The 20651-nt window shown below is 72.7% G+C and carries 21 protein-coding genes; 6 read left to right on the forward strand and 15 right to left on the reverse strand.

Annotation, left to right across the window (positions count from 1 at the left end; translation table 11 throughout):
• Nucleotides 1-22: 22 nt before the first annotated feature.
• Nucleotides 23-1105 carry a hypothetical protein gene (locus tag WME90_RS25085; RefSeq protein WP_437274512.1) on the reverse strand — a complete coding sequence of 361 codons (1083 nt, stop codon included), beginning with the start codon at nucleotides 1103-1105 and terminating at the stop codon, nucleotides 23-25.
• A gap of 384 nt (nucleotides 1106-1489) precedes the next feature.
• Here WME90_RS25085 and WME90_RS25090 point away from each other — a divergent pair, with 384 nt between their 5' ends.
• Nucleotides 1490-2530, forward strand: coding sequence for a hypothetical protein (locus WME90_RS25090; protein ID WP_437274513.1), 1041 nt, complete (start codon nucleotides 1490-1492; stop codon nucleotides 2528-2530).
• Nucleotides 2531-2595: 65 nt separating this feature from the next.
• On the opposite strand, the gene WME90_RS25095 is transcribed toward WME90_RS25090, so the two are convergent.
• On the reverse strand, nucleotides 2596-3084 hold the full coding sequence (locus WME90_RS25095) for an FHA domain-containing protein (RefSeq protein ID WP_437274514.1): 489 nt from the start codon (nucleotides 3082-3084) through the stop codon (nucleotides 2596-2598).
• A 182-nt stretch (nucleotides 3085-3266) separates the two neighbouring features.
• On the opposite strand from WME90_RS25095, the gene WME90_RS25100 reads away from it, so the two are divergent.
• On the forward strand, nucleotides 3267-3464 hold the full coding sequence (locus WME90_RS25100; RefSeq protein WP_437274515.1) for a hypothetical protein: 198 nt from the start codon (nucleotides 3267-3269) through the stop codon (nucleotides 3462-3464).
• Between the two features lie 132 nt (nucleotides 3465-3596).
• Entirely contained in the window at nucleotides 3597-4229 is a 633-nt protein-coding gene (locus WME90_RS25105) for an RNA polymerase sigma factor (protein ID WP_437274516.1), read from the forward strand.
• Between the two features lie 7 nt (nucleotides 4230-4236).
• Here the strand turns inward: WME90_RS25105 and WME90_RS25110 are convergent, their stop codons facing one another.
• The 9 genes from WME90_RS25110 to WME90_RS25150 all read right to left on the reverse strand — a co-directional run bounded on the left by WME90_RS25110 (nucleotide 4237) and on the right by WME90_RS25150 (nucleotide 12060).
• A complete protein-coding gene (locus WME90_RS25110) occupies nucleotides 4237-4431 on the reverse strand; it encodes a hypothetical protein (RefSeq protein WP_437274517.1) in 195 nt (64 codons plus the stop codon).
• Complete coding sequence (locus WME90_RS25115; RefSeq protein WP_437274518.1) at nucleotides 4428-5141, reverse strand: hypothetical protein; 714 nt, start codon at nucleotides 5139-5141, stop codon at nucleotides 4428-4430. The genes WME90_RS25110 and WME90_RS25115 overlap by 4 nt, the downstream gene beginning before the upstream one ends.
• Nucleotides 5141-6214, reverse strand: coding sequence for a FecR domain-containing protein (locus tag WME90_RS25120; protein WP_437274519.1), 1074 nt, complete (start codon nucleotides 6212-6214; stop codon nucleotides 5141-5143). The genes WME90_RS25115 and WME90_RS25120 overlap by 1 nt, the downstream gene beginning before the upstream one ends.
• A gap of 104 nt (nucleotides 6215-6318) precedes the next feature.
• A complete protein-coding gene (locus WME90_RS25125; RefSeq protein ID WP_437274520.1) occupies nucleotides 6319-7581 on the reverse strand; it encodes a pectate lyase family protein in 1263 nt (420 codons plus the stop codon).
• A 348-nt stretch (nucleotides 7582-7929) separates the two neighbouring features.
• The gene (locus tag WME90_RS25130; protein ID WP_437274521.1) at nucleotides 7930-8580 is read right to left on the reverse strand and encodes a hypothetical protein; all 651 of its coding nucleotides are present in this window, start codon (nucleotides 8578-8580) and stop codon (nucleotides 7930-7932) included.
• 104 nt (nucleotides 8581-8684) lie between these two features.
• Nucleotides 8685-9380, reverse strand: coding sequence for an SDR family NAD(P)-dependent oxidoreductase (locus tag WME90_RS25135; RefSeq protein ID WP_437274522.1), 696 nt, complete (start codon nucleotides 9378-9380; stop codon nucleotides 8685-8687).
• 117 nt (nucleotides 9381-9497) lie between these two features.
• On the reverse strand, nucleotides 9498-10652 hold the full coding sequence (locus tag WME90_RS25140; protein ID WP_437274523.1) for a PAS domain-containing protein: 1155 nt from the start codon (nucleotides 10650-10652) through the stop codon (nucleotides 9498-9500).
• Nucleotides 10653-10740: 88 nt separating this feature from the next.
• Complete coding sequence (locus WME90_RS25145) at nucleotides 10741-11466, reverse strand: zf-TFIIB domain-containing protein (RefSeq protein WP_437274524.1); 726 nt, start codon at nucleotides 11464-11466, stop codon at nucleotides 10741-10743.
• 105 nt (nucleotides 11467-11571) lie between these two features.
• Nucleotides 11572-12060, reverse strand: coding sequence for a hypothetical protein (locus tag WME90_RS25150; protein ID WP_437274525.1), 489 nt, complete (start codon nucleotides 12058-12060; stop codon nucleotides 11572-11574).
• 574 nt (nucleotides 12061-12634) lie between these two features.
• On the opposite strand from WME90_RS25150, the gene WME90_RS25155 reads away from it, so the two are divergent.
• The gene (locus tag WME90_RS25155; RefSeq protein ID WP_437274526.1) at nucleotides 12635-13537 is read left to right on the forward strand and encodes an FkbM family methyltransferase; all 903 of its coding nucleotides are present in this window, start codon (nucleotides 12635-12637) and stop codon (nucleotides 13535-13537) included.
• Nucleotides 13538-13619: 82 nt separating this feature from the next.
• On the opposite strand, the gene WME90_RS25160 is transcribed toward WME90_RS25155, so the two are convergent.
• The 4 genes from WME90_RS25160 to WME90_RS25175 are packed head-to-tail and all read right to left on the reverse strand — an operon-like array spanning nucleotide 13620 to nucleotide 18316.
• Nucleotides 13620-14822 carry an ABC transporter permease gene (locus WME90_RS25160; RefSeq protein WP_437274527.1) on the reverse strand — a complete coding sequence of 401 codons (1203 nt, stop codon included), beginning with the start codon at nucleotides 14820-14822 and terminating at the stop codon, nucleotides 13620-13622.
• On the reverse strand, nucleotides 14816-15547 hold the full coding sequence (locus WME90_RS25165) for an ABC transporter ATP-binding protein (protein ID WP_437274528.1): 732 nt from the start codon (nucleotides 15545-15547) through the stop codon (nucleotides 14816-14818). The genes WME90_RS25160 and WME90_RS25165 overlap by 7 nt, the downstream gene beginning before the upstream one ends.
• 1 nt (nucleotide 15548) lies before the next feature.
• Complete coding sequence (locus WME90_RS25170) at nucleotides 15549-16805, reverse strand: efflux RND transporter periplasmic adaptor subunit (protein WP_437274529.1); 1257 nt, start codon at nucleotides 16803-16805, stop codon at nucleotides 15549-15551.
• Nucleotides 16802-18316: a TolC family protein gene (locus WME90_RS25175; protein ID WP_437274530.1), complete on the reverse strand. Its 1515-nt coding sequence runs from the start codon at nucleotides 18314-18316 to the stop codon at nucleotides 16802-16804. The genes WME90_RS25170 and WME90_RS25175 overlap by 4 nt, the downstream gene beginning before the upstream one ends.
• A 116-nt stretch (nucleotides 18317-18432) precedes the next feature.
• Here WME90_RS25175 and WME90_RS25180 point away from each other — a divergent pair, with 116 nt between their 5' ends.
• Together WME90_RS25180 and WME90_RS25185 are read left to right on the forward strand one after the other, a co-directional pair.
• Nucleotides 18433-19161 (forward strand): response regulator transcription factor, encoded by a 729-nt coding sequence (locus tag WME90_RS25180; protein ID WP_437274531.1) that lies wholly within the window; start codon nucleotides 18433-18435, stop codon nucleotides 19159-19161.
• Nucleotides 19162-19270: 109 nt separating this feature from the next.
• Nucleotides 19271-20626 (forward strand): ATP-binding protein, encoded by a 1356-nt coding sequence (locus WME90_RS25185; RefSeq protein ID WP_437274532.1) that lies wholly within the window; start codon nucleotides 19271-19273, stop codon nucleotides 20624-20626.
• Nucleotides 20627-20651: the final 25 nt, after the last annotated feature.

Below are 20651 nucleotides of genomic sequence, written 5' to 3' on the forward strand. Positions count from 1 at the left end.
CGCCGTTCGAGCCTCATCGTCATCAGAACACCCCGAGGACGGAGCCACCGACGATGCCCGGCGCGAGCCCGACGCGGGCGCTCGCGCTCGGTCCGTCCGGGGGTAGCGTCAGCCAGAGGACGGCCGTGCCGGCGAGCGCCGCGCCCGCGGCGATGAAGGAGAAATCGGACACGGTCGCATACGACATCGCCTTGCTGGCCAGATCGGGCACTGGGTGCGCGCATTCCCGGTAACGCCTCGGGTTCGCGCACGCCGTCTTCGCGGCGTCGTCGACCTTGTCCCACGTGGAGATCGCCAGGCCGCCGAACGTGCTTCCGAGCGCGATGCCCGCCAGCGTGAGCCCGCCCGTCACCCACATCAGGTTCCGGTGGATCGGATCCGGCCTTATGCCGTAGGGCGTCGGCCTTCGTGGCTCGCTGTCGCCGGCAAACGGCGCGGGATCCCGCGCTGGCGCGCCGGGCGCGAGCGCCCGCACGTGGACGTCGGCGACCGCTCCCGGCCGCGCTGCCTCGACGTCGCGCGCGAAGGCCTGTCCGCCGGGCGCGGCCGCACTGGCCTTGGGCTCCCCTGGCTCGACGGGGCGGGCCGCGCCGGCCCCTTTCGCGGCCACGCCGTCGAGCGTCACATCGATCCCCGGGAGCGCCTTCACCTCGTCGGACACGCGGATCGCGAGCCTCGAGAGCTTCTGCTCCATCGCCGCCGCGCGCGCGCGCGCCTCGGCGCCCCGCTTCGCATCGCCGCCGGCCGCCTCCGCCGCGTCGACCTCGGTGTAGAGCGCCCACGCGCTCGCGAAGCGCCCCGTGCTCTCATGACACCGGGCGAGCTCGAGCTTCGTCCCGGTCGACGGGCTCAGCCGATGGCTCTCCTCGATCTTCGAACAGGCCGCGGCGGGACGGCCGCTCGCCAGGAGCGCACGCGCCTCCCGGAGCAGCCCCTCGGCCTGCGCGCGCTCCGCGGCGGTCGGCTCGGCCTGGGCCGCGCCCGCCGGCGCCCAGACGGCCAGCATCACGAGGAGCCCGAGCGCGGAGCGACCGAGCCCCCTTCGCCTCGCGCGCCCCACGCCCTTTGCGGAGCGCTGGGAGCCTCTGCAGATCACTTCAGGCATCGAGTCCCCTGGAAGGTCGGCGAGCAACACCTGCTTTGGGTCCCTGCGCTGGACCACGATGACCGATAACAGGGCACCGCGACGAGCGCCAGACGAAAGACCCCCGCGAGCTTGCCCCCAAGCCAGCCAAGCCACCCCGCGCCAGCCAAGCCACCCCACGCCAGCCAAGCCGAGCCGAGCCGCGCCGCGCCGAGCCACCCCGCGCGGCCGGACCGCTCGCGCCGCGTTCCCGCTTCGACGCACGCGGCCTTTGCGCTAGCGTTCCGCTCTCGGTCTCTCAGTCTCTCGGCTTCTCGGCCTCTCGGTTTCTCGGTTCCGGTCTCACCCCTGGCTCCCGGGTCGTCGAGCGTACCGGCTGGAGCGCTCTCGCGAACAGGTGCCCTGATGTCCTCCGTGCCAGCCCCCAAGAAGAAGCGGTCGAAGAAGAGCGCGCGCCCCGTGCCCCGAAGGGACGAGGAGTGGATCGGCGGCTTCTTCTCCCTGCGCGCGTTCGTGCACGAGGGCGACGACGCGTACCGCCCCGAGGCGGTCGTCTGGATGACGGAGCGCGGCTTCGTCCTGAGCTGCGCCGCGCTGCGCCCCGGCGACGTCGTGACGGGCGCGGTCGACAGCTTCGAGGCCGCCGCCAAGGATCCCCTGGAGGGGAAGCCGCGCCTGCCCGAGCGCGTGCGCGTGGCCTCGCCGGCGCTCGCGGAGGCGCTGCGGGCGCGGCTCGGCCCGGTGGTCGAGGTCCGCGTCGCGCCGACGCCGGAGATCGACGTCGTGGCCGAGGACCTAGAGGCGCACCTCGGCACGCGGGACGGCCGCCTGACGCCGAGCTTCCTCGGGGGCGGCATCGAGGCGCCGGCGATGGCCTCCTTCTTCCGCGCGGCCGCCGCGCTCTACCGCGCGACGCCCTGGAAGGCGGTGCCCAGCGACGCCGACATCATGGCGCTGTCGATCCCGTCGCTCGGCGCGCGCGACCTCGCGCTGTGCATCGTCGGCCAGGCTGGCCAGAGCCACGGCGTGCTCCTGTTCGAGAGCGCGCGCGGGTTCGAGCTCTACCTGGCCGAGACGGCCAAGCTCCCCGACGCGCCGCCCGCGTCGCTCCCGGCGAGCTTCTTCTCGCTGAGCTTCGATCGCTCGAGCGACCTGCACCCCGCGCTGCGCGCCGAGGTCGCCGAGCAGCGCTGGGAGCTGGCCGACCCGGACGCCTACCCCACGCTCGCGATGGTCGACGAGGACCTCATCGGCCGCAAGCCGACGCCGAAGGAGCTCACGGCCTCCGAGGCGCTCGCGCTCGGCCTGGTCGAGCTGATGAAGCGGCGCAAGGATGTAACGAAGGCCTTCCGCGGCGGAGCCCCGGTGGACGCGAGCTACGTCGTGGAGACGCACGCTGGCCCGGTGGAGGTGCTCTTCCGCGCGCCCCACCCGGAGCGGAGCTGACGCCGGCGGCAGGCGGGAGCTCGGGCGCCCGGGCGAGCGAGCGAAGCAGCGGAGAGGCGGCGCCCTCAGCGGCTGATGAGCCGATAGAGATCGGCGTTCACGATGAACTCGCAGACGACGTTGCCGAGCTGGAGGATGTCGCCGCTGCGGAGGGGCACGCCATCCCCGCTCGGCGTGAGGAGCCGGTCGTTCAAGAAGGTCCCGTTGGTGCTCTTTCTCGCGTGGAGCATCGGCGTGTCCGCGACCAGCACCGAGATGTGGGCGTGGACCTTGGAGACGGACGCGTCGCGGAGCACGATATCGCTGTTCAACGCGCGCCCGATGAGGATGCGATCCTGCCAGGGGCTCTCGGGGCGCTTCGCCACCGGCAGGAGCTCGCAGCCGTGCGACGCGGGGCTCATCCCTGACGAGATCCGGTGACGGGACAAGCTCGGATGGCCGCTCATGCCAGGCGCGGTCCCGGCGACGAGGGTCTTGAACGACGGCGGGGGTTGGTCGTCCGGGCCGAGCTCCCGGAGCAGCCAGGCGTGAGGGTACTTCCGGTCGAAGGCCATCCGTGAAATCGCCCGGCTGTGAGCACAAAGCGCCGCGAAGGTCAACATGACGAGATCTTCCCCCAGTTCCGGGACGTTCGAGAAGGCCGAGCTCCCCGAGCGGCGCGCCGCCCGCTCCGGCGACGCCCGATAGGCCCTTATACATCAGGAGACGCCCGGATCACCGGACGCCACGAGGCGCCTTGGAGAGAACCTCCGGCGCCGCGCGGACTACACCGTCGGCGCTCGCCATACCCGTCTTCCGCGCACCTTGCCTGCCAGTCACGGACGGCGACGTGCAGCGCGGCGTGCCTGTCGGAAGCCGCTATTACCCGCGCGGCGTGACCGCCATCCTCTGGCTGGACGAGCGCCCCGCCGGGGCGAAATCGTCGAGCCGCTAGCGCCTGCTCGCCCTCCTGCCGACGTGAGCTCCCGGCGCCGCTCCGGACCGGGAGGCGTCAGGAAGCGCACGTCGCCCCTCTCATGAGCTCACAGTTCGTCCGGCGACGATCCCGTAGTGTAACTCGTCGGTCGTGAGCCAGAGTCCGCCCAGCGGGCGCGGGAGCGCGACGACGTCAGGCGCGCCGCCCGCGCCGCCGCCGTCCAAGGCGGGCCCCTCCGACGCGGCGCTCGTCCTGGCCGCGCGCGCGGGGGAGCGCTGGGCGCAAGAGGCGCTCTTCCTGCGGCACGTGTCCTACGTCTCGGGGATCCTCTGGCGCCTGATCCCGAACCGCGCGGACATCGACGACGTCGTGCAGGACGTGTTCTTCACGGCGTTTACCTCGCTCCACAAGCTCGAGAACCCCCAGGCCTTCGCCTCGTGGATCGCCTCGATGGCGGTGCGCCTCACGCACAAGCGGCTCCGGCGCCAGCGCGTCGCCGAGCGGCTCGGGCTCGCGCGCCGCGCAGAGGTGTCGTTCGACGAGCTCGTCGGCGCGGGCTGCCCGCAGGACGTCGCCGTCGAGGTGCGGCAGCTCTACCTGCAGGTCGAGGCGCTCCCGGTCGCCGAGCGCGTGGCGCTCCTGCTCCGGCGCGTCGAGGGCATGTCGCTGGAAGAGGTCGCCGAGGCGACGGGCGCGTCGCTCGCGACGGTGAAGCGGCGCATCGCGGCCGCGGAAGAGCGCCTCTCGGCGCAATCCGGGCGCCCGCGCAAGCCGGGCGCGTGACGACCGCTCACCGCGCGCTCGCGACCGGCGTGAAGACGAGGCGCCGCTCGCGATCCCCGGCGCCGAGCTGGCCTCGATCGTTGAGCCCGGCGCACAGGACCGCGCCGTCGCGCTTCCGCGCGCACGTGTGGTGCCGCCCGGCCGCCACCGACGCCCAGTCGGCGTCGTCGCCGACGCGCACCGGCGTTGTGTGATCGCTCATCCGAGCACCTTCCCGAGCGCGGCGGACGCGGGCAGCGCCTCGCGCGCGTACACGAACACCGAGCCCGCGAGCCAGGGCAGCACGTCCCGCCGGAGGAGGAGCGCGCCCCCGAGCTGCACCTGGCCGCCGCCGTACGCGGCCACCGTCGCGCGGACGCCGATCTCGGTCGCGCGCGGATCCGCCCCGCCGCCCGCGTCCGGCGCCTCGCGGGGCCCGTCCACGGGCGCGCGCGCCGCCGGCGGCGCCGGCCGTTCGCTCGCCGCCGCGGCCCGTCGCCTCAGCGTGGGCTCGACCCAGCTCGCCCGGAGCAGCTCGTCGGCGGCGATCGCGAGCGCGAGCGCGCGGCCGTCGTCCTTCAGCCCGGCCACCTCCACCGTGCGCTCCAGGCGCTTGTGGGTCATGGCGTCGTCGATGCCGACCGCGGCGACGCCTTCCGGCGAGATGCGGATGGTCACGCGCGCGATCGCCCGCTCGCGCCCGGCGCCGCGCGCCTCGGGCGAGGCGCCCGCCTCGAGCCGCGCGCAGAGGTCGGTGCGGGCGAGCTCGGCAGCCAGGTCCACGAAGATCGCGCGCTCGAGCTCCGGCGTCGCGCCCTCGACGAGCACGGCGATCGGCGGAGCGTCGCCGCCGCACGCGTCTCCTTCGGCGCGCGCGACCCCCGCGGTGGCGGCGAGGAGGGCCGGGAGCGCGAGGCCGCGCCCCGCCGCCATCACCTCGCCGCGCAGGCGGCCTTCATGGCGGCGACGTGGACGCCGTTCGGGTAGGTCGTGAGGTAGCGACGTCGGGCCTCTTCGCACGCGGCTCGTTTCCCCTGGCCATCGTAGAGCCGGACGAGGCGGGCGAGCGCGTCTTCGTGGACCGACGAGCCCACCGCCGACGAGGCGGCGGTCTTGAGCGCGTCCTCGGCGTTCGTTCCCTGGCCGCGCTCCATCTCGATGCGGCCGAGCTCGAGGGCGGCGATCTGCGCTCGCGCGTCGCCCGGGTGCCTCGCCACGAGCTGCCGGTACAGCGCCGCGGCGCGCGCGAGATCCCCTTCCCGCCGCGCCTGGTTGGCCGCCTCGAAGAGCTTCTGCGCGGCGCCTTCGCCAGGCGCGGAGGGCGCGGCCGCCGTGTGCCCTTGCGCTGGCGGCGCGGCAGCGGCGCCCGTGGCGAGCGGCTGGGCGGGCGGTGGCTGGGCGGGCACCGCCGCCTCGGGCGGCTCCGCCTTCGCGGGCTCGGGCCTCGTCGACCACGACTCGCCCGCGTGCAGCCGCCTCGCTTCGTCGGGCCGCGCGGGGTGGCGGACCTCGACGATCCCCTTCGTCACCGTGACGGTGACCTCCTCCGTCGCCCCGTCGACGGCGACGCGGAACTCGGTGCCGACGACGCGAACCTCCACGCCGCGCGCCACGACGGTGAACGACCGCGCGGCGTCGGGGACGACCTCGAAGCGCGCCGCGCCCGAGCGCAGCGCGGTCGCGATGTGGCGAGGCTCGTCGCGCTGCACCTCCAGCTCAGCTCCCTGCTCGAGCGAGATCTTCGAGCCGTCCGACAGGGACAGCACCGAGCCGACCGCCGCGACCGCGGCCGGCGGCACGCTGGACGACCCGCCACGCACCCCGAGCCACAGCGCGCCCGCCCCCAGGGCGAGCGCGCCGGCGAGGGAGCCTGCCCAGAGCCACCGGCGGCCATGCTGAGCGCTCCGGGCGTCGAGCCGCTCCTCGATGCGCTGCCACTGGCGCGCCACGCTCCCCGGGGTGAGGGGCGGTCGCACCCACGCGCGGAGCGGCGGCTCGGGGCTCATGTTCACTATGTACCCCGGCCGGCCGGGAATGGCTCAGCCAGCGGACGCGAGCTCGGGCGTGCCTACGCCTGGAGCCGCCACCAAGAGGAGCAGACCGCCGGTGCTCAGGGCAGGTTCGCCAGCGGATCCGTCTTGCCGACGCCCGCGTGCTCGAGGACGAGGGCCTTGACGGCGGCCGCGCGGTCGAGCGGGTACTCGTACGGGGCGGTCCAGGAGCAGTCTTGGCCGGACTGCTGCGTCCCGGTGGTCTCCTCGAACACGTTGTCGATGCGGTGCGTGCCGCCGGCCGGGCTGTCCAGGGTGGTGATGGGGTTCTTCACCTTGTAGAAGTGATTGCCCTCCACCCTCAGGCAGGCGCCGACCCGCGAGTTCACCCCCGACGCGGAGATGTCCTCGAAGTAGTTGTTGAAGATATGCCCGTTGCCGCCGCGGTAGCTCGGAAGGCGGGAGTTCACGTTACGGAAGCGGTTGTGGTGGTAGGTGATGCGGCGATCGCTGGCGTCTTTGTCCGACGAGCCGACCAGCATGCCCTTCCAGTGGTCGTGCAGATAGCTCCACGAGATCGTGATGTCCGAGGACTCGTGGGTCGCATCGATGAGGCCGTCGTACTTGTCCTTGTCGGAGTTCACCGCGGGAGAATCCGCCCAGAGCTCGCAGTGGTCGATCCACACGTTGTGGCTCTCGTCCATGTGGATGGCGTCGCCGTTGCCGGTTTTGGCCAGCACGTGGTGGATCTTCAGGTTGCGGACGATGATGTTGGAGGCCCTCCGCAGGTTGAGCCCGATCCCCTCGATCTCTCCGCTCGACCCGACCCCCACGATGGTCTTGTCGGAGGCGACGTCCACGTCGTCGTCGCTGCCGCTGATCTTGCCGGTGATCCGGATGATCACGGCGCCGTCCCTCGCGGCCTCCCTCCTCAGGGCGTCGAGCGAGCTCACGGAGACGACCTCTCCGCCCTTGCCGCCGGTGGTGCCGTCGCCGGTCGTCGCATAGCCGTAGAGCCTGAAGTCGGCGCCGCCTGGGCTGCTGCCGCCGGCGCCGCTGCTGGAGCCGCCCTCACCGCTGCTGGAGCCGCCCTCACCGCTGCTGGAGCCGCCGGTGCCTTCGTCGGCGCCCCCCTCACCGCTACCGGCCCCACCGGTCCCGCTGCCGGCGCCCCCGGTCCCCCCGCTGGAGCTGGCCGTGCCGCTGCCCGCGCCGCTCCCGCCGGTGCTGGCGCTCGCCGTGGAGCCTGCGCTCCCGCTGCTCGTCGGCTGTCCCTCATCGCCTTCTGGATCCGACGTTTCCGAGCCGCACCCGACCACCGAAATGCCGCTGATGCCGAGCGCCATCAGCGCAGCCCAAGCGACTCGAGATTCGCACTTCATGAGCAAGTCACCTTTCCGTGATGAGCCGAAGCCGAGCAGCTCGCGCGGCGCGGGTGGAGACGCCGGACAGCGCGCGGGCCGTTCGCTGGAGCTCCACAGCAACGCACATGCCACCAGCCCAGGACGGAACGATCCCGCCCAGATCGCACGGCATTTCCCGTTAAAACAGCTGCCACGCGCCTCCTCTCGCCCGATGTCGTCGGCGGCACCGCGACCGAGGTTGTCAACCACAGGTTGACACTGTGGACGCGTGCAACACCGCGTCATGGGCCCTGGCGCGGTCAGCCGTCCGCGACGCCGAGCACCTCGGCCTCGCCCCGCGCGCGGCGCCGCGGCTCCTCGCGGAGATCAGGGGCCGATTCGAACGAGCTGGACCCAGTCGAGCCTGGCCGCATCCTCGCGGCACTCGAACGAGACGACGTGCACCCCGGCATCGAGCGCGAACTTGAGCAGCGCCCCTGTGTTGTCCTTCGAGTCGTGCACGTAATCTTCGTGGAACTCGGTCCCGCTGAAGTCGTACCTGGTTCCGAGCTCCGGCGCGTGGTCCATGCGGACAAGGAACGAGTTGTCCGTGCTCTCTTCGGGCCCCGTGGCGACCCTGGCCTTGATCTGGTAGGTGCCGGCCTCGTCGACCTTGAACGAGCAGTCGACCCGGTCGCCGTTGCAGCTCGCCTCTTCGGGGACCGCCACGTAGATCCCGCCGCTCGCCTCCGGGTCGTCCACGCGCTCGAAGCGGCCGGAGAGCTCGCAGCCCTCGTCCTCGGCTTCGCTCCTGAGCAAGCCGTCATCGCCAGCACCCCCGAGCGCCGACGATGAGTCCCACTCGGCGGACAACCCCTCCAGCGAGCACGCGCAGGCCAGCACCGGCAAGAGCGCCCCCCAGCGTCCCCATCGCGCTGCACGCGCGAAGGCCGCCGTCGCGAGCGCCGCCGGAGCCCCCCCCGCGCCGCGGCCCGCGTGATGTCCCGTGTCCGCCCCAGGTCCCGAGCTCTCGTTCATCCCCCACGACGCTAGCAAGACATGGACCGCCGGCGCGGCACAAGTTGTCGAGCCGGCGCGAGTCACGCGGAGCGCGCGGACGCCAGGAGCACGAGCCGCGCGCGTCAGCGCGCGTAGTCCTGCGCGCGGAAGAGCACCCCGTGGACCTCGCCGTCGACGAGCGCCGGGACGAGCGCCCCCGGCAAGACCGACTCGACGTCGTTCGGCGCCTTCGGCCCGCCGAGATCGGTCCGGAGCCACCCCGGGTCGAGCAGGTTCATCAGAACGCCCGTGCCGCGCAGCGAAGGCGCCATGTCGCGCACGAACTTGTCGAGCGCGGCCTTCGACGCGGCGTAGGCCATCAGCTCGGGCTGGTCCTGGATCCCGGAGGTCACCTGGACGATGCGCCCGAAGCGGCGCTCCAGCATCGTCGGCAGCAGCCGGTACGTGATCCGTATCGGGCTGATGACGTTCACCTCGAAGCTGAGCCGGTAATCCTCGGCCGGCGTCTGCAGGTGCGAGGCGCGGAATGGCGTCATGATGGCGGCGTTGTTGAACAGGATGTCGATCCCGCCCGACGCCGACACGGCGGCGTCCAGCATGCGGTCGACGGCCGCCTGATCCGACAGCTCGCCCGAGACGGCGCTCACCCGGATCCCCTTGCCGGCGAGCTCCCCTTCGAGCTCGCGCGTGTGCGCCGCGTCGCGGCTGTGCAGGACGACGTTGCAGCCGAGGTCCGCGAGGCCCCGCGCGATCCGCTTTCCGATACCCCGGCTCGCGCCCGTGACGAGCGCCCACTTTCCACGAATAGTAAGCGTCATGGCGGCCCGTTATGGCAGAGCACGCCCGCCGTGGCAGCTCGAAAAGCGCCGCGGCGGCCGCAGGCGCCGCCGGGAGGCTGGACGCCGCTCCGGATCGCTCCGTGCGCGTGCCAGCGCCTACGCGCGCCGGCGCGCGGCTCCGCGCGCGCGCTTGCGGCTGACCTCCAGGCCGCGGCCGAGGCTGCGCAGGACGAGCAGGTCCTCGCCGAGGTCGACGTCGACGAGCGCGCGGGCGACCTCCGGGCGGACGCCGGTGAGGATCGGCCTGGAGCCGAGCAGCTGGATCGCGTGCGCCAGCCGCTCCAGGGCGGCGGCGCCGTCCGGATCGAGCGCCTCCGCGCCGGTGACGTCGAGGACCACGTGGGACGCCCGCTGCGCCACGATCGCGGGCAGGAGCCGCTCTCCGAGCTCGCTGCCGCGCTCCGCGTCGAGGCGCCCGATGAGCGGCACCGCGAGCGTGCCCCGGCCGACGTCGAGGATCGGCGCGGAGAGGTTGAGGATCTGCCGGCGTTGCTCGTCCACGAGGGCGAGCGAGCGGTTCAGCTGGTCGATGAGCCGGCCCTGCTCCTCGACCTGCCCCTCGGCGCGCCGCTGCGCCGTGACGTCGAGCTGCTGCACGAGCACCGCGCGCGCGCCGGTCACGGGATCGGTCGTGGGGCGCGCCTCCACCTGGTGCCAGCGCTCGCCGTCGGTCGTGACGACCCGCACCTCCCCTGCCCACGCCGCCTCGGCGTCGATCGCCCCGCGGACCGACGCGCGCACGCCCTCGTCCGGGAACGCCGCGTCGATCGTCGGCGCGTCGCCGAGGGCGCGCAGGGCCGCGGGGTTGTGGAAGAGCACCGTCCCCTCCCGGTCGACGAGGCTGACCAGCACCGACGAGTGGCGGACCGCCTCCACGCCGCGCACCATCGAGGCGCCGACGCTGGAGGCCTTGGGGAGCGCCTGGAACAGGATCGCGAGCCGCCCGTCGTCGAGATCGATCGCCTGCCCGTGGAGCGTCACCGTCGCGGGCGTCCCGCGCGGGTAGAGCGTCCAGTCCTCCAGGACCGTGCCCCCTTCCGCGAGGACGCGGAGATAGCCGTCGAGCCGCGCGCGGACGGCCGGCGACAGGTCCGAGAGGTCGCGGGAGAGCAGCTCGGCGCGATCCGTCGCGCGCCAGAACTGGACGGCCTTCGCGTTGCCCCACGGGAACCGGTGCTGACCGTGGTCATAGACCCAGGTCGGCAGGATGGACAGCTCGAGAGCCGACAGGCGCTGGTCGAGGGACGTCATGTCGTGGCGGCACGTCATACGACGACCCCGTCCGTCCTGCACGCCCCTTGACATCTCTTCACTCACCGGCGCGGCCGGCGCGGATCGCTCAGCGGGTGATCTGCCACAAGAGCTCGAGCAGCTCGCGCACCGCGGCCCGCCGGCCTTCCCAGCGGGATTCCCAGGACGAGGCAGCCACGACGGCGCTCGCCCGACGCGCCGTCTCCCTGGCGATCTCGGCCTCCCGGCGCGACCGCGCTTCTTCCTCGATCTGCTGCTGCCGCGCCCTCGCGGTGCCACCCGACGCGGCGAAGGCGAGGAGCTGCGGGAGCTCGCCCCGGTCGAACCACGTGCCGTGTTCCCTGCAGATATCGACGATGATGCCGCTCTTGCCGGCGAAGTTCTTGCGGTTCATCACCTGGCCGCACGCCGGGCACCGGACGTAGCGCACGCGGACGTCGACGTGCTCCGGCTGCCGCGGCGGCCTCGGCGCGCTCGTCCCATAGCTCTCCCGGCGCTCCAGCAGGTCCCGCAAGAGCGCGTGATCGACGAGCTGGCCGCCGCAAAGGCCGCAGTCGCGCAGGAGGCCGGCCGCGGCGCGGAACGCCGAGAAGGGCTCGCCGCAATCGGAGCAGCGAAGCGCGTCGGGCTCGGGGATCGGCTCCAGGCCGAGCTCGTGCCCGCAGCCTTCGCAGCGCTCCGCGTCGGGGAGGTTCAGCTGGAAGCAGCCGCCGCAGCGCACGGTGGCGAGCGGGCCCTGGCACCCGGGATAACAGCGCCCCTCCGCGTTGATCAGGAGGCCGCAACGCGGACACGTGCTGCGATCGGCGTGCACGCAGGGAGTCTAGACGCCCGGAGCGCGCGCGAGAAGCGCCGCGACAGGCGCCCTCGCTCCGGACGCCGGCGCGGCCTTCACGCCCTCAGGGCTGACTGCCCGGGCTCAGCGCTGCCTGGCGGGGCGCAGCGAGGGGTGGGGATGGGAGGTCCGGGGGCGGCTGCGCGGCGGCACGCTGGACCGGCGCACCTGCTTCCCGAGCTCCTCGAGGAGATATCCCACGGCGGCGTCCTCGTCCTGGAGCACGACGACGTGCTCGTTGTTCTCCTCGCGCAGCAGCCGGTTCACCTGGAGGGCGCCGACCGCCGTCCGCACGACGATGGCGACGCAGGCGAACTCGCTGACGAGCATGCTGCGCGTGCGCATCGTCGCGGCCTCGAACGCCGGGGCGTTGTTCATGGGAGCCCGGCGGAGGTCGAGCAGGTGGCCGAGGCTCCAGCGATCGAGCGACTCGTAGACCTGGAGCGCCTGGGTGTGGATCCGGATGAAATCGTCGGGCGACGGATACGCGAGCTCGGAGCGTGTGCTGCGGACGATCGACATCTCCTCATCGAGGGTGACCGTCAGGTGATCGTTCTGCAGCAGGACATCCATCCCAGCACAGGATAGCGATCCGACGGCACGCTGGCACTGAAAAGCAATGGCGAGCTCAGCGCTGCGCCGGGCGATTCTGCGCGATCGGCCAGAACGGACCGCCGGGCTGCGGCGTGGGTTCAGGTGCGCATTCAGGAACGAGCGTTCCAGAGCTCCCGCGCCTGAGCGGCGGGTTGGCCGTCGGGCTCCCAACCCCGGGGCCCGAGGCGACGGGGGGCCATCGGGGACACCTTCTGCCAGGTTGCGCGGATCGTCGCGACGTCGATGCCGGCGAGCTCCGCGCGCCGATACCAGCCGCCCCAAAGGACGTCTGAGTGCCGTGCGTGACGCCGCGGACTTCACGTCGAGGACGTCGTCCCTGTCGCGGAGCGCGTATTTCTCGACCTTGCCGGCGACACCGATTCCGGCGTTGTTGAAGAAGTCGTCGATGCGCCCCGGGCGCTTCGCGATCTCGGCGGCGGACGCGCCGAACGCCTCGCCTTGCGGTGGCCCGGAAAGCCCTTGCCCCGGTCTTTCCGCACGAGCATCCTGCGTTCGGGCACGCGGAATTCCAGTATTATGGGGAGGAACACACATGAACAACCCCAACAGCCAGGATTGGCTGCAGAATCTGATTCACCATCTGCGCTCAATGAAATCCTATCGCCACGTGGTGGGCGTTCGCGGCGTCGCCGCTGCGATAAGAGGAAAGCTCACAAAAACGCAGACCCCGCTCCGGATCGACAGGCCTAATATCAAGTTTCCCTTCTACCTGCGGATGCCCTCGACCGACGTTGAGACCTTCGAGCAGGTGTTCATCCAGGAGGACTACGCCTTCGATGTCAGGACCGCGCCGACGACGATCGTCGACGCGGGCGCGAACATCGGGCTCGCATCGCTCTACTTCGCGAACCGATTTCCCGGCTCGAGGATCATCGCGATAGAACCTGAAGACGGCAATTTCGAGCTGCTCGAGAGGAACGTCGCCCCATACAAGAACATCACGCCCGTCCACGGCGCACTGTGGCACGAAAACAAGAAGATCAACCTCGTGGATCCTCACCTCGGGGAGTGGGGTTTTATGACGCAGTCAGCCGACGACGCCGGCGAGAAGCTCGGCGAAACACGTCACGAAGTACAGGGCATGACGATCGACGCGATCATGAAGGACCACGGGATCGAGCACATCGACATCCTCAAGATGGATATTGAGGGCGCTGAACGAGAGATCTTCAGCGGCCCGTCACCGTGGCTCGGAAAGGTGGACGCCCTGATCGTCGAGCTGCATGAGCGCATGAAACCAGGGTGCAACCGAAGCTTCTATAGAAGCACAAACGGTTTCGAAGACGAGTGGTGGCGAGGGGAGAACGTATACCTGGCTAGAAGGCGGGGTTGTTTGATGCCGCCGCGACGCCATCGCGCGCTCGCTTCCTTTGCCCACGCCATCTCCGCCGAGGCCCAATCGGCCTCGGCGCAGATGCGCGCGAGCACCGAGTAAAGTCCGAACCGCAAGAGGAAGAGGAAGAGCACGTTGCCCGGGGAGTTCGAGCGCGAGCCGCCCCTCGCGCCCGCAGCCCGGCTCACTCGAACCGCAGCGCCTCCACCGGATCGAGCCTCGACGCGCGCCTCGCCGGCCCCACGCCGAACGTGACCCCGATGAGGATCGACACCCCGAGCGCCAGCCCCACCGCGTACGGCGGCACGATCGTGGCCCACTCCCCGAACCGCGACAGCAGCACCGCCGCCCCGTACCCGAGGCCCACCCCGGCCACGCCGCCCGCGAGCGACACAACGACCGCCTCGACCAAAAACTGCCGCAGGATGTCCCCGCGCCGCGCACCGACCGCCATCCGCACGCCGATCTCGCGCGTCCGCTCCCGCACCGAGACCAGCATGATGTTCATGATCCCGATGCCCCCGACGATCAGCGACACGGCCGCCACGCTGCCGAGCAGCATCGTGAAGGTGCCCGTGATCTGCCCCATCGTCGCCAGCATCTCGGCCTGCGACCGGACCTCGAAATCGCTCGGCTGATCCGCGCGCAGCCGGTGGCGCAGGCGCAGCAGCTGATCGAGCTGCGCGATCACCACGTCGGACCGATCCTCGCTCGCCAGCTGGAGCGAGATCGTCGACAGGTGATCCTGCCCGAACAGCACCGAGCGGTGCGTCGACATCGGCACGAACACCCCGTCGTCCGGCGAGCCCATGCCCGACCCCTTCTCCGTCAGCACCCCGACGACCCGGAACGCGTTCCCGTTGATCTGGAGCCGCGTCCCGAGCGGCGACGATCCCGGGTAGAGCTGCCGCGCGACGTTGGCCCCGAGCACGACGACGCGCGCCCGCTGCTGCTCGTCCAGATCGGAGAACGAGACGCCGCTCTCCACCGAGAGCGAGCGGACCTCGAGGTACGCCGGCGTGATCCCCGTCACGGACGCGTTCAGGTTGCTCGCCATGTACCGGAGCTGCGCGCTGCCGCTCCGCTCCGGCGCGACCGCCGCCACGCCGTCGAGCCCCTTCAGCGCCTCGGCGTCGCCCTCGGTCAGCGTCTTCACCGTGCCCGACCGGACCCCGCTCGCCGACGCCGACCCCGGGCGCACCATCAGAAGGTTCGCGCCGAGCGACCGGATCCGCCCCTCTACGCTGCTGCGCGCGCCCTCCCCGATCCCGAGCACCGCCACGACCGCCGCGGTCCCGATGATCATGCCGAGCATCGTCAGCAGCGTGCGCAGGCGGTTCGAGGCGAGCGAGCGCCACGCGCTCTTCGCCGTCTCCTTGATCAGCATGCCGCCTCCATCTCGCCCGCGTGGAACGCCGACACCACGTCGCCCGAAGGGCCGTCGGCCACGATGTGCCCGTCCCTCATGTGGATGGCGCGCGAGAGCGACCGCGCCACGCCGAGGTCGTGGGTCACCATGATCAGCGTCGTCCCGTCCGCGTTCAGCGACAGGAGCAGCTCCAGCACGTCGCGCCCCGTCTTGCTGTCGAGCGCGCCCGTCGGCTCGTCGCACAGGAGGATCGACGGCCGCGTCACGATCGCCCGCGCGATCGCGACGCGCTGCCGCTGCCCGCCGGAGAGCTCCGACGGCAGGTGCCGCGCGCGCGCCGCGAGCCCCACGCGCTCGAGCGCGCCCTCCGCGAGCGCGCGGCTGTTCTTCACCGCCCCGTAGAGCAGCGGCAGCTCGACGTTCTCCGCCGCCGTCATCCGCGGCAGCAGGTTGAAGCTCTGGAACACGAACCCGATGTGGCGGTTCCTGAGCGCCGCGAGCTCGTCGTCGTCGAGCTCCGCCACGTTGCGACCCCCGAGCCGGTACGTGCCCTCCGTCGGCCGATCCAGGCACCCGAGGATGTTCAGCAGGCTCGACTTCCCGCAGCCGGAGGGCCCGATGATCGCGACCGACTCGCCTCGGCGCACCTCGAAGCCGATCCGGTCGACCGCCCGCACCGCGAGGTCCTCGCGATCGGCGTGGTACACCTTCGAGAGCTCGCTCACGAGGACCGGGACGTCCATCTCAGCGCCCCCCTCGACCGGCGCCGGCGCCCATCCCCATGCCCATCCCCCGCATCGGGTTCTGGCCGCCGCCCTGCCGCTGCCCCTGCCCCTGCGGGCCCGCCGCGCTCGTGACGGGCGCGCTCGCGAGCACGTCGTCGCCCTCGCTCAGCCCCGCGGTCACCACCATCTGCGAGCCGTCCGTCGCCCCGGTCTGGATCGGCCGCTCCTCGCCGCTCGCGAGGCGCACGAACCGCCGCTTGCCCTGCGACTGCACGGCCAGGAGCGGCACGAGCAGCACGTCCTTCTGCTCCGCGGTCACGATCTCCACGTCCGCGCTCATCCCCGACCGGAGCAGCGACGCGTCCTTGTCCTTGACGACGATCTCGACGTCGAAGGTCACGACGCTCGACACCTCCTTGCCGAGCGGGCTCACCCGGTCGACGACGCCCTGGAACACCCGGTCACCGTAGGCATCGACGCGGATGTCGACCCGCTGACCCGGCGCGACGCGCCCGATCTGCGCCTCGTCGATGGCGCCGACGATGCGCAGGTTCGACAGATCGGCGAGCGTCATCACGGCGCTGCCGCCGCTCACGTTGGTGAGCGCCGACGAGACGAGCGTCCCCTTCTCCACGGCCACGTCGAGCACCGTCCCGGCGATCGGCGCGTAGATCTGCGTCTCTTTCAGGCGCGTCTCGGCGTCCTGGACCGCCAGCTCGGCCGCCTTGAGCTGCGCCTGCGTCGAGCTCAGCTGCGCCCGCCGCAGCGTGATGTTCGCGCCCGCCACCTTCGTCGAGTGCGCGGCCGTCCGGGCCGCGTCGGTCGATCCGAGGCCCATCTCGGCGCTCTTCTCGGCGACCTCCTGGCTCGTCTGGCTGTTCTTGCGCTCGAGCTCGGCGACCGCGACCGACGCGTTCGCCGCGGCGAGGTCGGCCTTCACGCGGTCGCGCGCCACGCGCGCCGCGGCGAGGTCGCGCTCCGCGTCCGTCGGATCCAGGCGCACGAGCAGCTGCCCCGCCTCGACCGTGTCGCCCTCCTTCACGAGCACCTCGATGACCTGGCCCGGGGCGCGCGACTTCACCTCGACCTGGACGTCGGGCTCGATCTTCCCGGACGCGGCCGCGGTCTCCGTCAGGTTCCCGCGGCGGATCTCGACGGTGGGGCCCGCGGGGGTCTTCGCGGGCTGCTTGTACCAGGCGTACCCGCCGACCCCGAAGCTCGCCACGGCCAACGCGGCCACGCCGGACATCAGGTAGCGCTTCTTGTTCCTGTTCATGACGACCTCCTGGGGAACACCGACGCGAAGCGGACGAGCAACGCGCCCGTCTCGTGATCGAGCTGGAGGCGCGACGTCAGCTCCGTCACCGCGGCCCGCAGCCTGCGGAGCTCCGCCTCCCGCCGCGTCTGCTCCGCCTGCACCACGTCCGCCGACGTCGCGGTCCCGAGCGAGAGCCGCTGCCGCTCGGCCTCGGCCAGCTCGCCCGCCATGCGCGCCGTCTCGGTGGCCAGCGCGACCTGCTCGGCGGCCGCCTCGAGGCTCGCCCGCAGCGAGCTGACGTCGGCCGCGAGCGCCTCGGCCCGCGCCTGGTACCGCGCCTCCGCGGCCGCGAGCTGCGTGCGCGCGCGGGCCGCGTCGGCGGAGGCCCGGCCGCCGCCGAGCGGCAGCTCGACCTCGATCCCGCCCAGCACGCCGAACGCGGGCCGACCGCCCGGCAGCGAGAGCCCCGGCAGGCCGTCGCGCACCCACTGCCCGTCCATCGAGGCCGTCGCGAACAGGTCGAGGCGGACCTGGTCCGCGTCCTCCGCCGCGCTCACCCGCGCGCGCTGCGCGTCGAGGTCGGCGCGCAGGGCCGCGAGCTCCAGCGACCGCTCGCTCGCCGCGCGCACGAGCGCGTCGGCCGGCGGCAGCGCCCCGAGCGACGGCGGCGCGCCCGTCGGGGAGAGCGACGCCGCGCTCGCCGGCGCCATGCCGAGCGCCCGCCCGAGCGCGATGGCCCGCGCCGCGCGCGTCGCCCGCGCCTGCGAGAGCGCATCCGCGATCGACGCGACCGAGGTCGAGAAGCGCAGGACGTCCACCTTCGTGCCGGTGCCGAGCGTCTCGGCGCGCGCCTTCGCGTCGGCGAGCAGCCGCTGCGCGGCCGCGAGCGCCTGCTCCTGCACGAGGATCGCCTGCTCCGCGTACCAGAGCTCCCAGTACGCCCCGAGCACGTCGAGCGCGGTCTGGCTCGCCGCGAGCTCGCGCTCCTGCTCCGCGGCGACCGCCGACGCCTGCGCCTGCGCGTACGGCGCGAGGACCGCGTCGGTGCCGGCCCCTCGCAGGAGCGGCTGCCGCGCGGAGACGTAGGCCTGCGCGCCGTAGCTCGGCTCGGGCGTCCCCGCGGGCGAGCGCGCCGACGCGCCCACCTCGAGGCTCGTCCCGACGTCGGTCGTGTACCGGAGCGCCACGTTCGACGCGACGGACGTGCCGCTCGAGCGCTGGAGCGCGCCGTCGCCGTTGCCAGGGGCGAGCCCGTTGGCGTCGGCGACCCTGCCGTAGGGCTCGTTGTACTCTCCGGTCACCGACGCCGAGAGCGTGGGCCTGCGGGCGCCCTCCTCGGCGGCGACGGCCTGCCGCGCCGCGGTGGCGTCGAGAAGCGCCGCGCGGAGGGACGGGTTCTGGGAGGCTGCGCGGCGGACCGCCTCCTCGGCGGTGAGCGTCTCGGCGCGCGCCGCGGCGCTCAGCGAGCACGTGGCGGCGAGCACCAATGACGCCAGCCACGGCAAGGGAACGGAGCGAGTGAACGTCATGCACCGCAAGCTAGAGGGCAGTGTCTCAAGAGGTGTCCTGGTCGTGTAAAGATTCGTCAAGACGCCTCTTGACCAGGCCTTACACGTCGACGTGACGCCCGCGCTACAGTCGCGACATGGCGGATCCGCCCCAGATCCTGGTCATCGACGACGACGCCGAGCTCTGCGAGCTCCTCGCCGAGCTGCTCGGTCAGGAGGGTTACGCGGTGGAGAGCGCGCGCGACGCGATCTCCGGCCTCGCGCGCGCGCAGGAGAGGCCGTTCACGCTCGTGGTGCTCGACGTGATGCTGCCCGGGCTCAACGGGTTCGAGGTCCTCACGAGGCTGCGGCAGAGCTCGCGGGTGCCTGTCCTGATGCTCACCGCGCGGGGCGAGGACGTCGACCGCATCGTCGGCCTCGAGATGGGCGCCGACGACTACCTGCCGAAGCCGTTCAACCCGCGGGAGCTCGTCGCCCGCGTGCGCGCGCTCCACCGGCGCGCCTCCCACTCCGGCCAAGCGGGCGCCGCGGCCGGCCCCGGCGCCGCGGAGGCGCAGAGCGCGCTGACGGTCGACGATCTCGAGGTCGTCCCCGCCGCGCGGCGCGTCCGTGTCCGCGGCGAGGAGGTCCGGCTCACGACGGCCGAGTACGACTTGCTCGAGGTCCTGGCGCGGCAGGCGGGAACGGTGGTCTCGCGCGAGGACCTCGCGCGGCGCGTCCTCGGCCGCCGGCTCGCGGCGTACGACCGCGGCATCGACATGCACGTCTCCAACCTCCGCCGCAAGCTCGGGCCTGGGCCGGGCGGCGGCGAGCGGATCAAGACGGTCCGCAACGCGGGCTACATCCTCGCGCGGGAGCGCGCGTGAAGCGCCTCTCCCCCGGGCGATCGCCGAGCGACATCGCCCCGGAGGCCGGCCGTCGAGCGGCGTCGCCTCGGCGGCCGGTCGTCGAGCGCCTCCTCCTCGGAGGGCGGCCGTGAAGAGCCTCTTTTTGCGCCTCCTCGTGTCGCTGTGGCTCGCTATGGCGCTGCTCGTCGGCCTGCTCGCGGTGATCCACGGCTGGGCGTTCTCCGCCGAGCCGAGCGGGCTGCGCCGCCGCCTGAGCACCCGCAGCATCGAGCTCCGGGCGGAGAGCGCGCTCGCCTGCCAGCGGGAGGGGCTCCCCGGCTGCGAGCAGCGCCTCGCGCCGCTCGATCCGAGGGATTCGCGCGTCGCGGTCTACCGGGCCGGCGCGCTCGTGATCGGCGAGCCCATCGAGGGCGCGCCGCTCGTCGAGGAAAAGGCGAGGCGCTCGGGCGACGGCATCGCCATCGAGGTCGGCGAGGAGCGAGAGGTCTCCGCGGTCGTCCTGCACCGCGACCCGGAGCTCGCCGCGGTCGCGACCGGTCCTGTCCGATCGCCGTGGATGTTCTTCATCGTGCCGGAGACGCTGCCGCAGCGGCTCCTCGCGATCGTCGCCGTCACCGGGCTCGTCGCGGTGCTGCTCGCGCGCTACCTGTCCCGTCCGGTCCGCATCCTGCGCGGCGCCACGCAGCGGATGGCGGCGGGCGATCTCTCGGTGCGCGTCTCGCAGAAGCTCGCGGGCGCGGACGGCGAGACGCTGGCGCTCGGGCGCGACATGGACCGGATGGCCGAGCGCATCGACGAGCTCCTGGAGACGCAGCGCCGGCTCCTGCGCGACGTCTCGCACGAGCTCCGGTCGCCGCTCGCGCGGCTCAACATCGCGCTCGAGCTCGTCCGCCGGCGCTCACCGCCGGACGTGGAGCCGGCGTTCGATCGGATCGAGCGGGAGACGGAGCGGCTCAACGGGATGATCGGCGAGCTGCTCACGCTGAGCCGCCTGGAATCGGGCCGGGGCATGGAGCGCACCGAGCGGTTCGATCTCACGGCGCTCCTGGAGCAGCTCGTCGAGGACGCCGCGTTCGAGGCCGAGCAGCGCGGTTGCTCGGTCGAGCTCGGGGCGCGCGACGCGTGCTCGCTGGACGGGAACGAGGAGCTGCTCCGGCGCGCCATCGAGAACGTCGTGCGCAACGCGGTGCGCTTCACCGAGGCGGGCACCGCGGTCCGCATCGATCTCGAGCGCTCCGGCGGGACGGCCGAGGTGCGCGTCCGCGATCGCGGCCCGGGCGTCCCGGAGGGCGCGCTCGCGGACCTCTGGAAGCCGTTCTACCGGGTCGACGACCACAGGGCACGCGGCGCGGGCGGCACGGGGATCGGGCTGGCCATCACGCAGCGTGCGGTGCTGATCCACGGCGGCGAGGTCGAGGCGAGGAACGCGGACGGCGGCGGGCTCGAGGTCGTGCTGCGGCTGCCGGTCGGCGCCGAGGGCTGAGCGAGGGCCGGCGGGCTGGAGCGCC

This window comes from Sorangium sp. So ce375 (assembly GCF_051473855.1).
GTDB lineage: Bacteria > Myxococcota_A > Polyangia > Polyangiales > Polyangiaceae > Sorangium.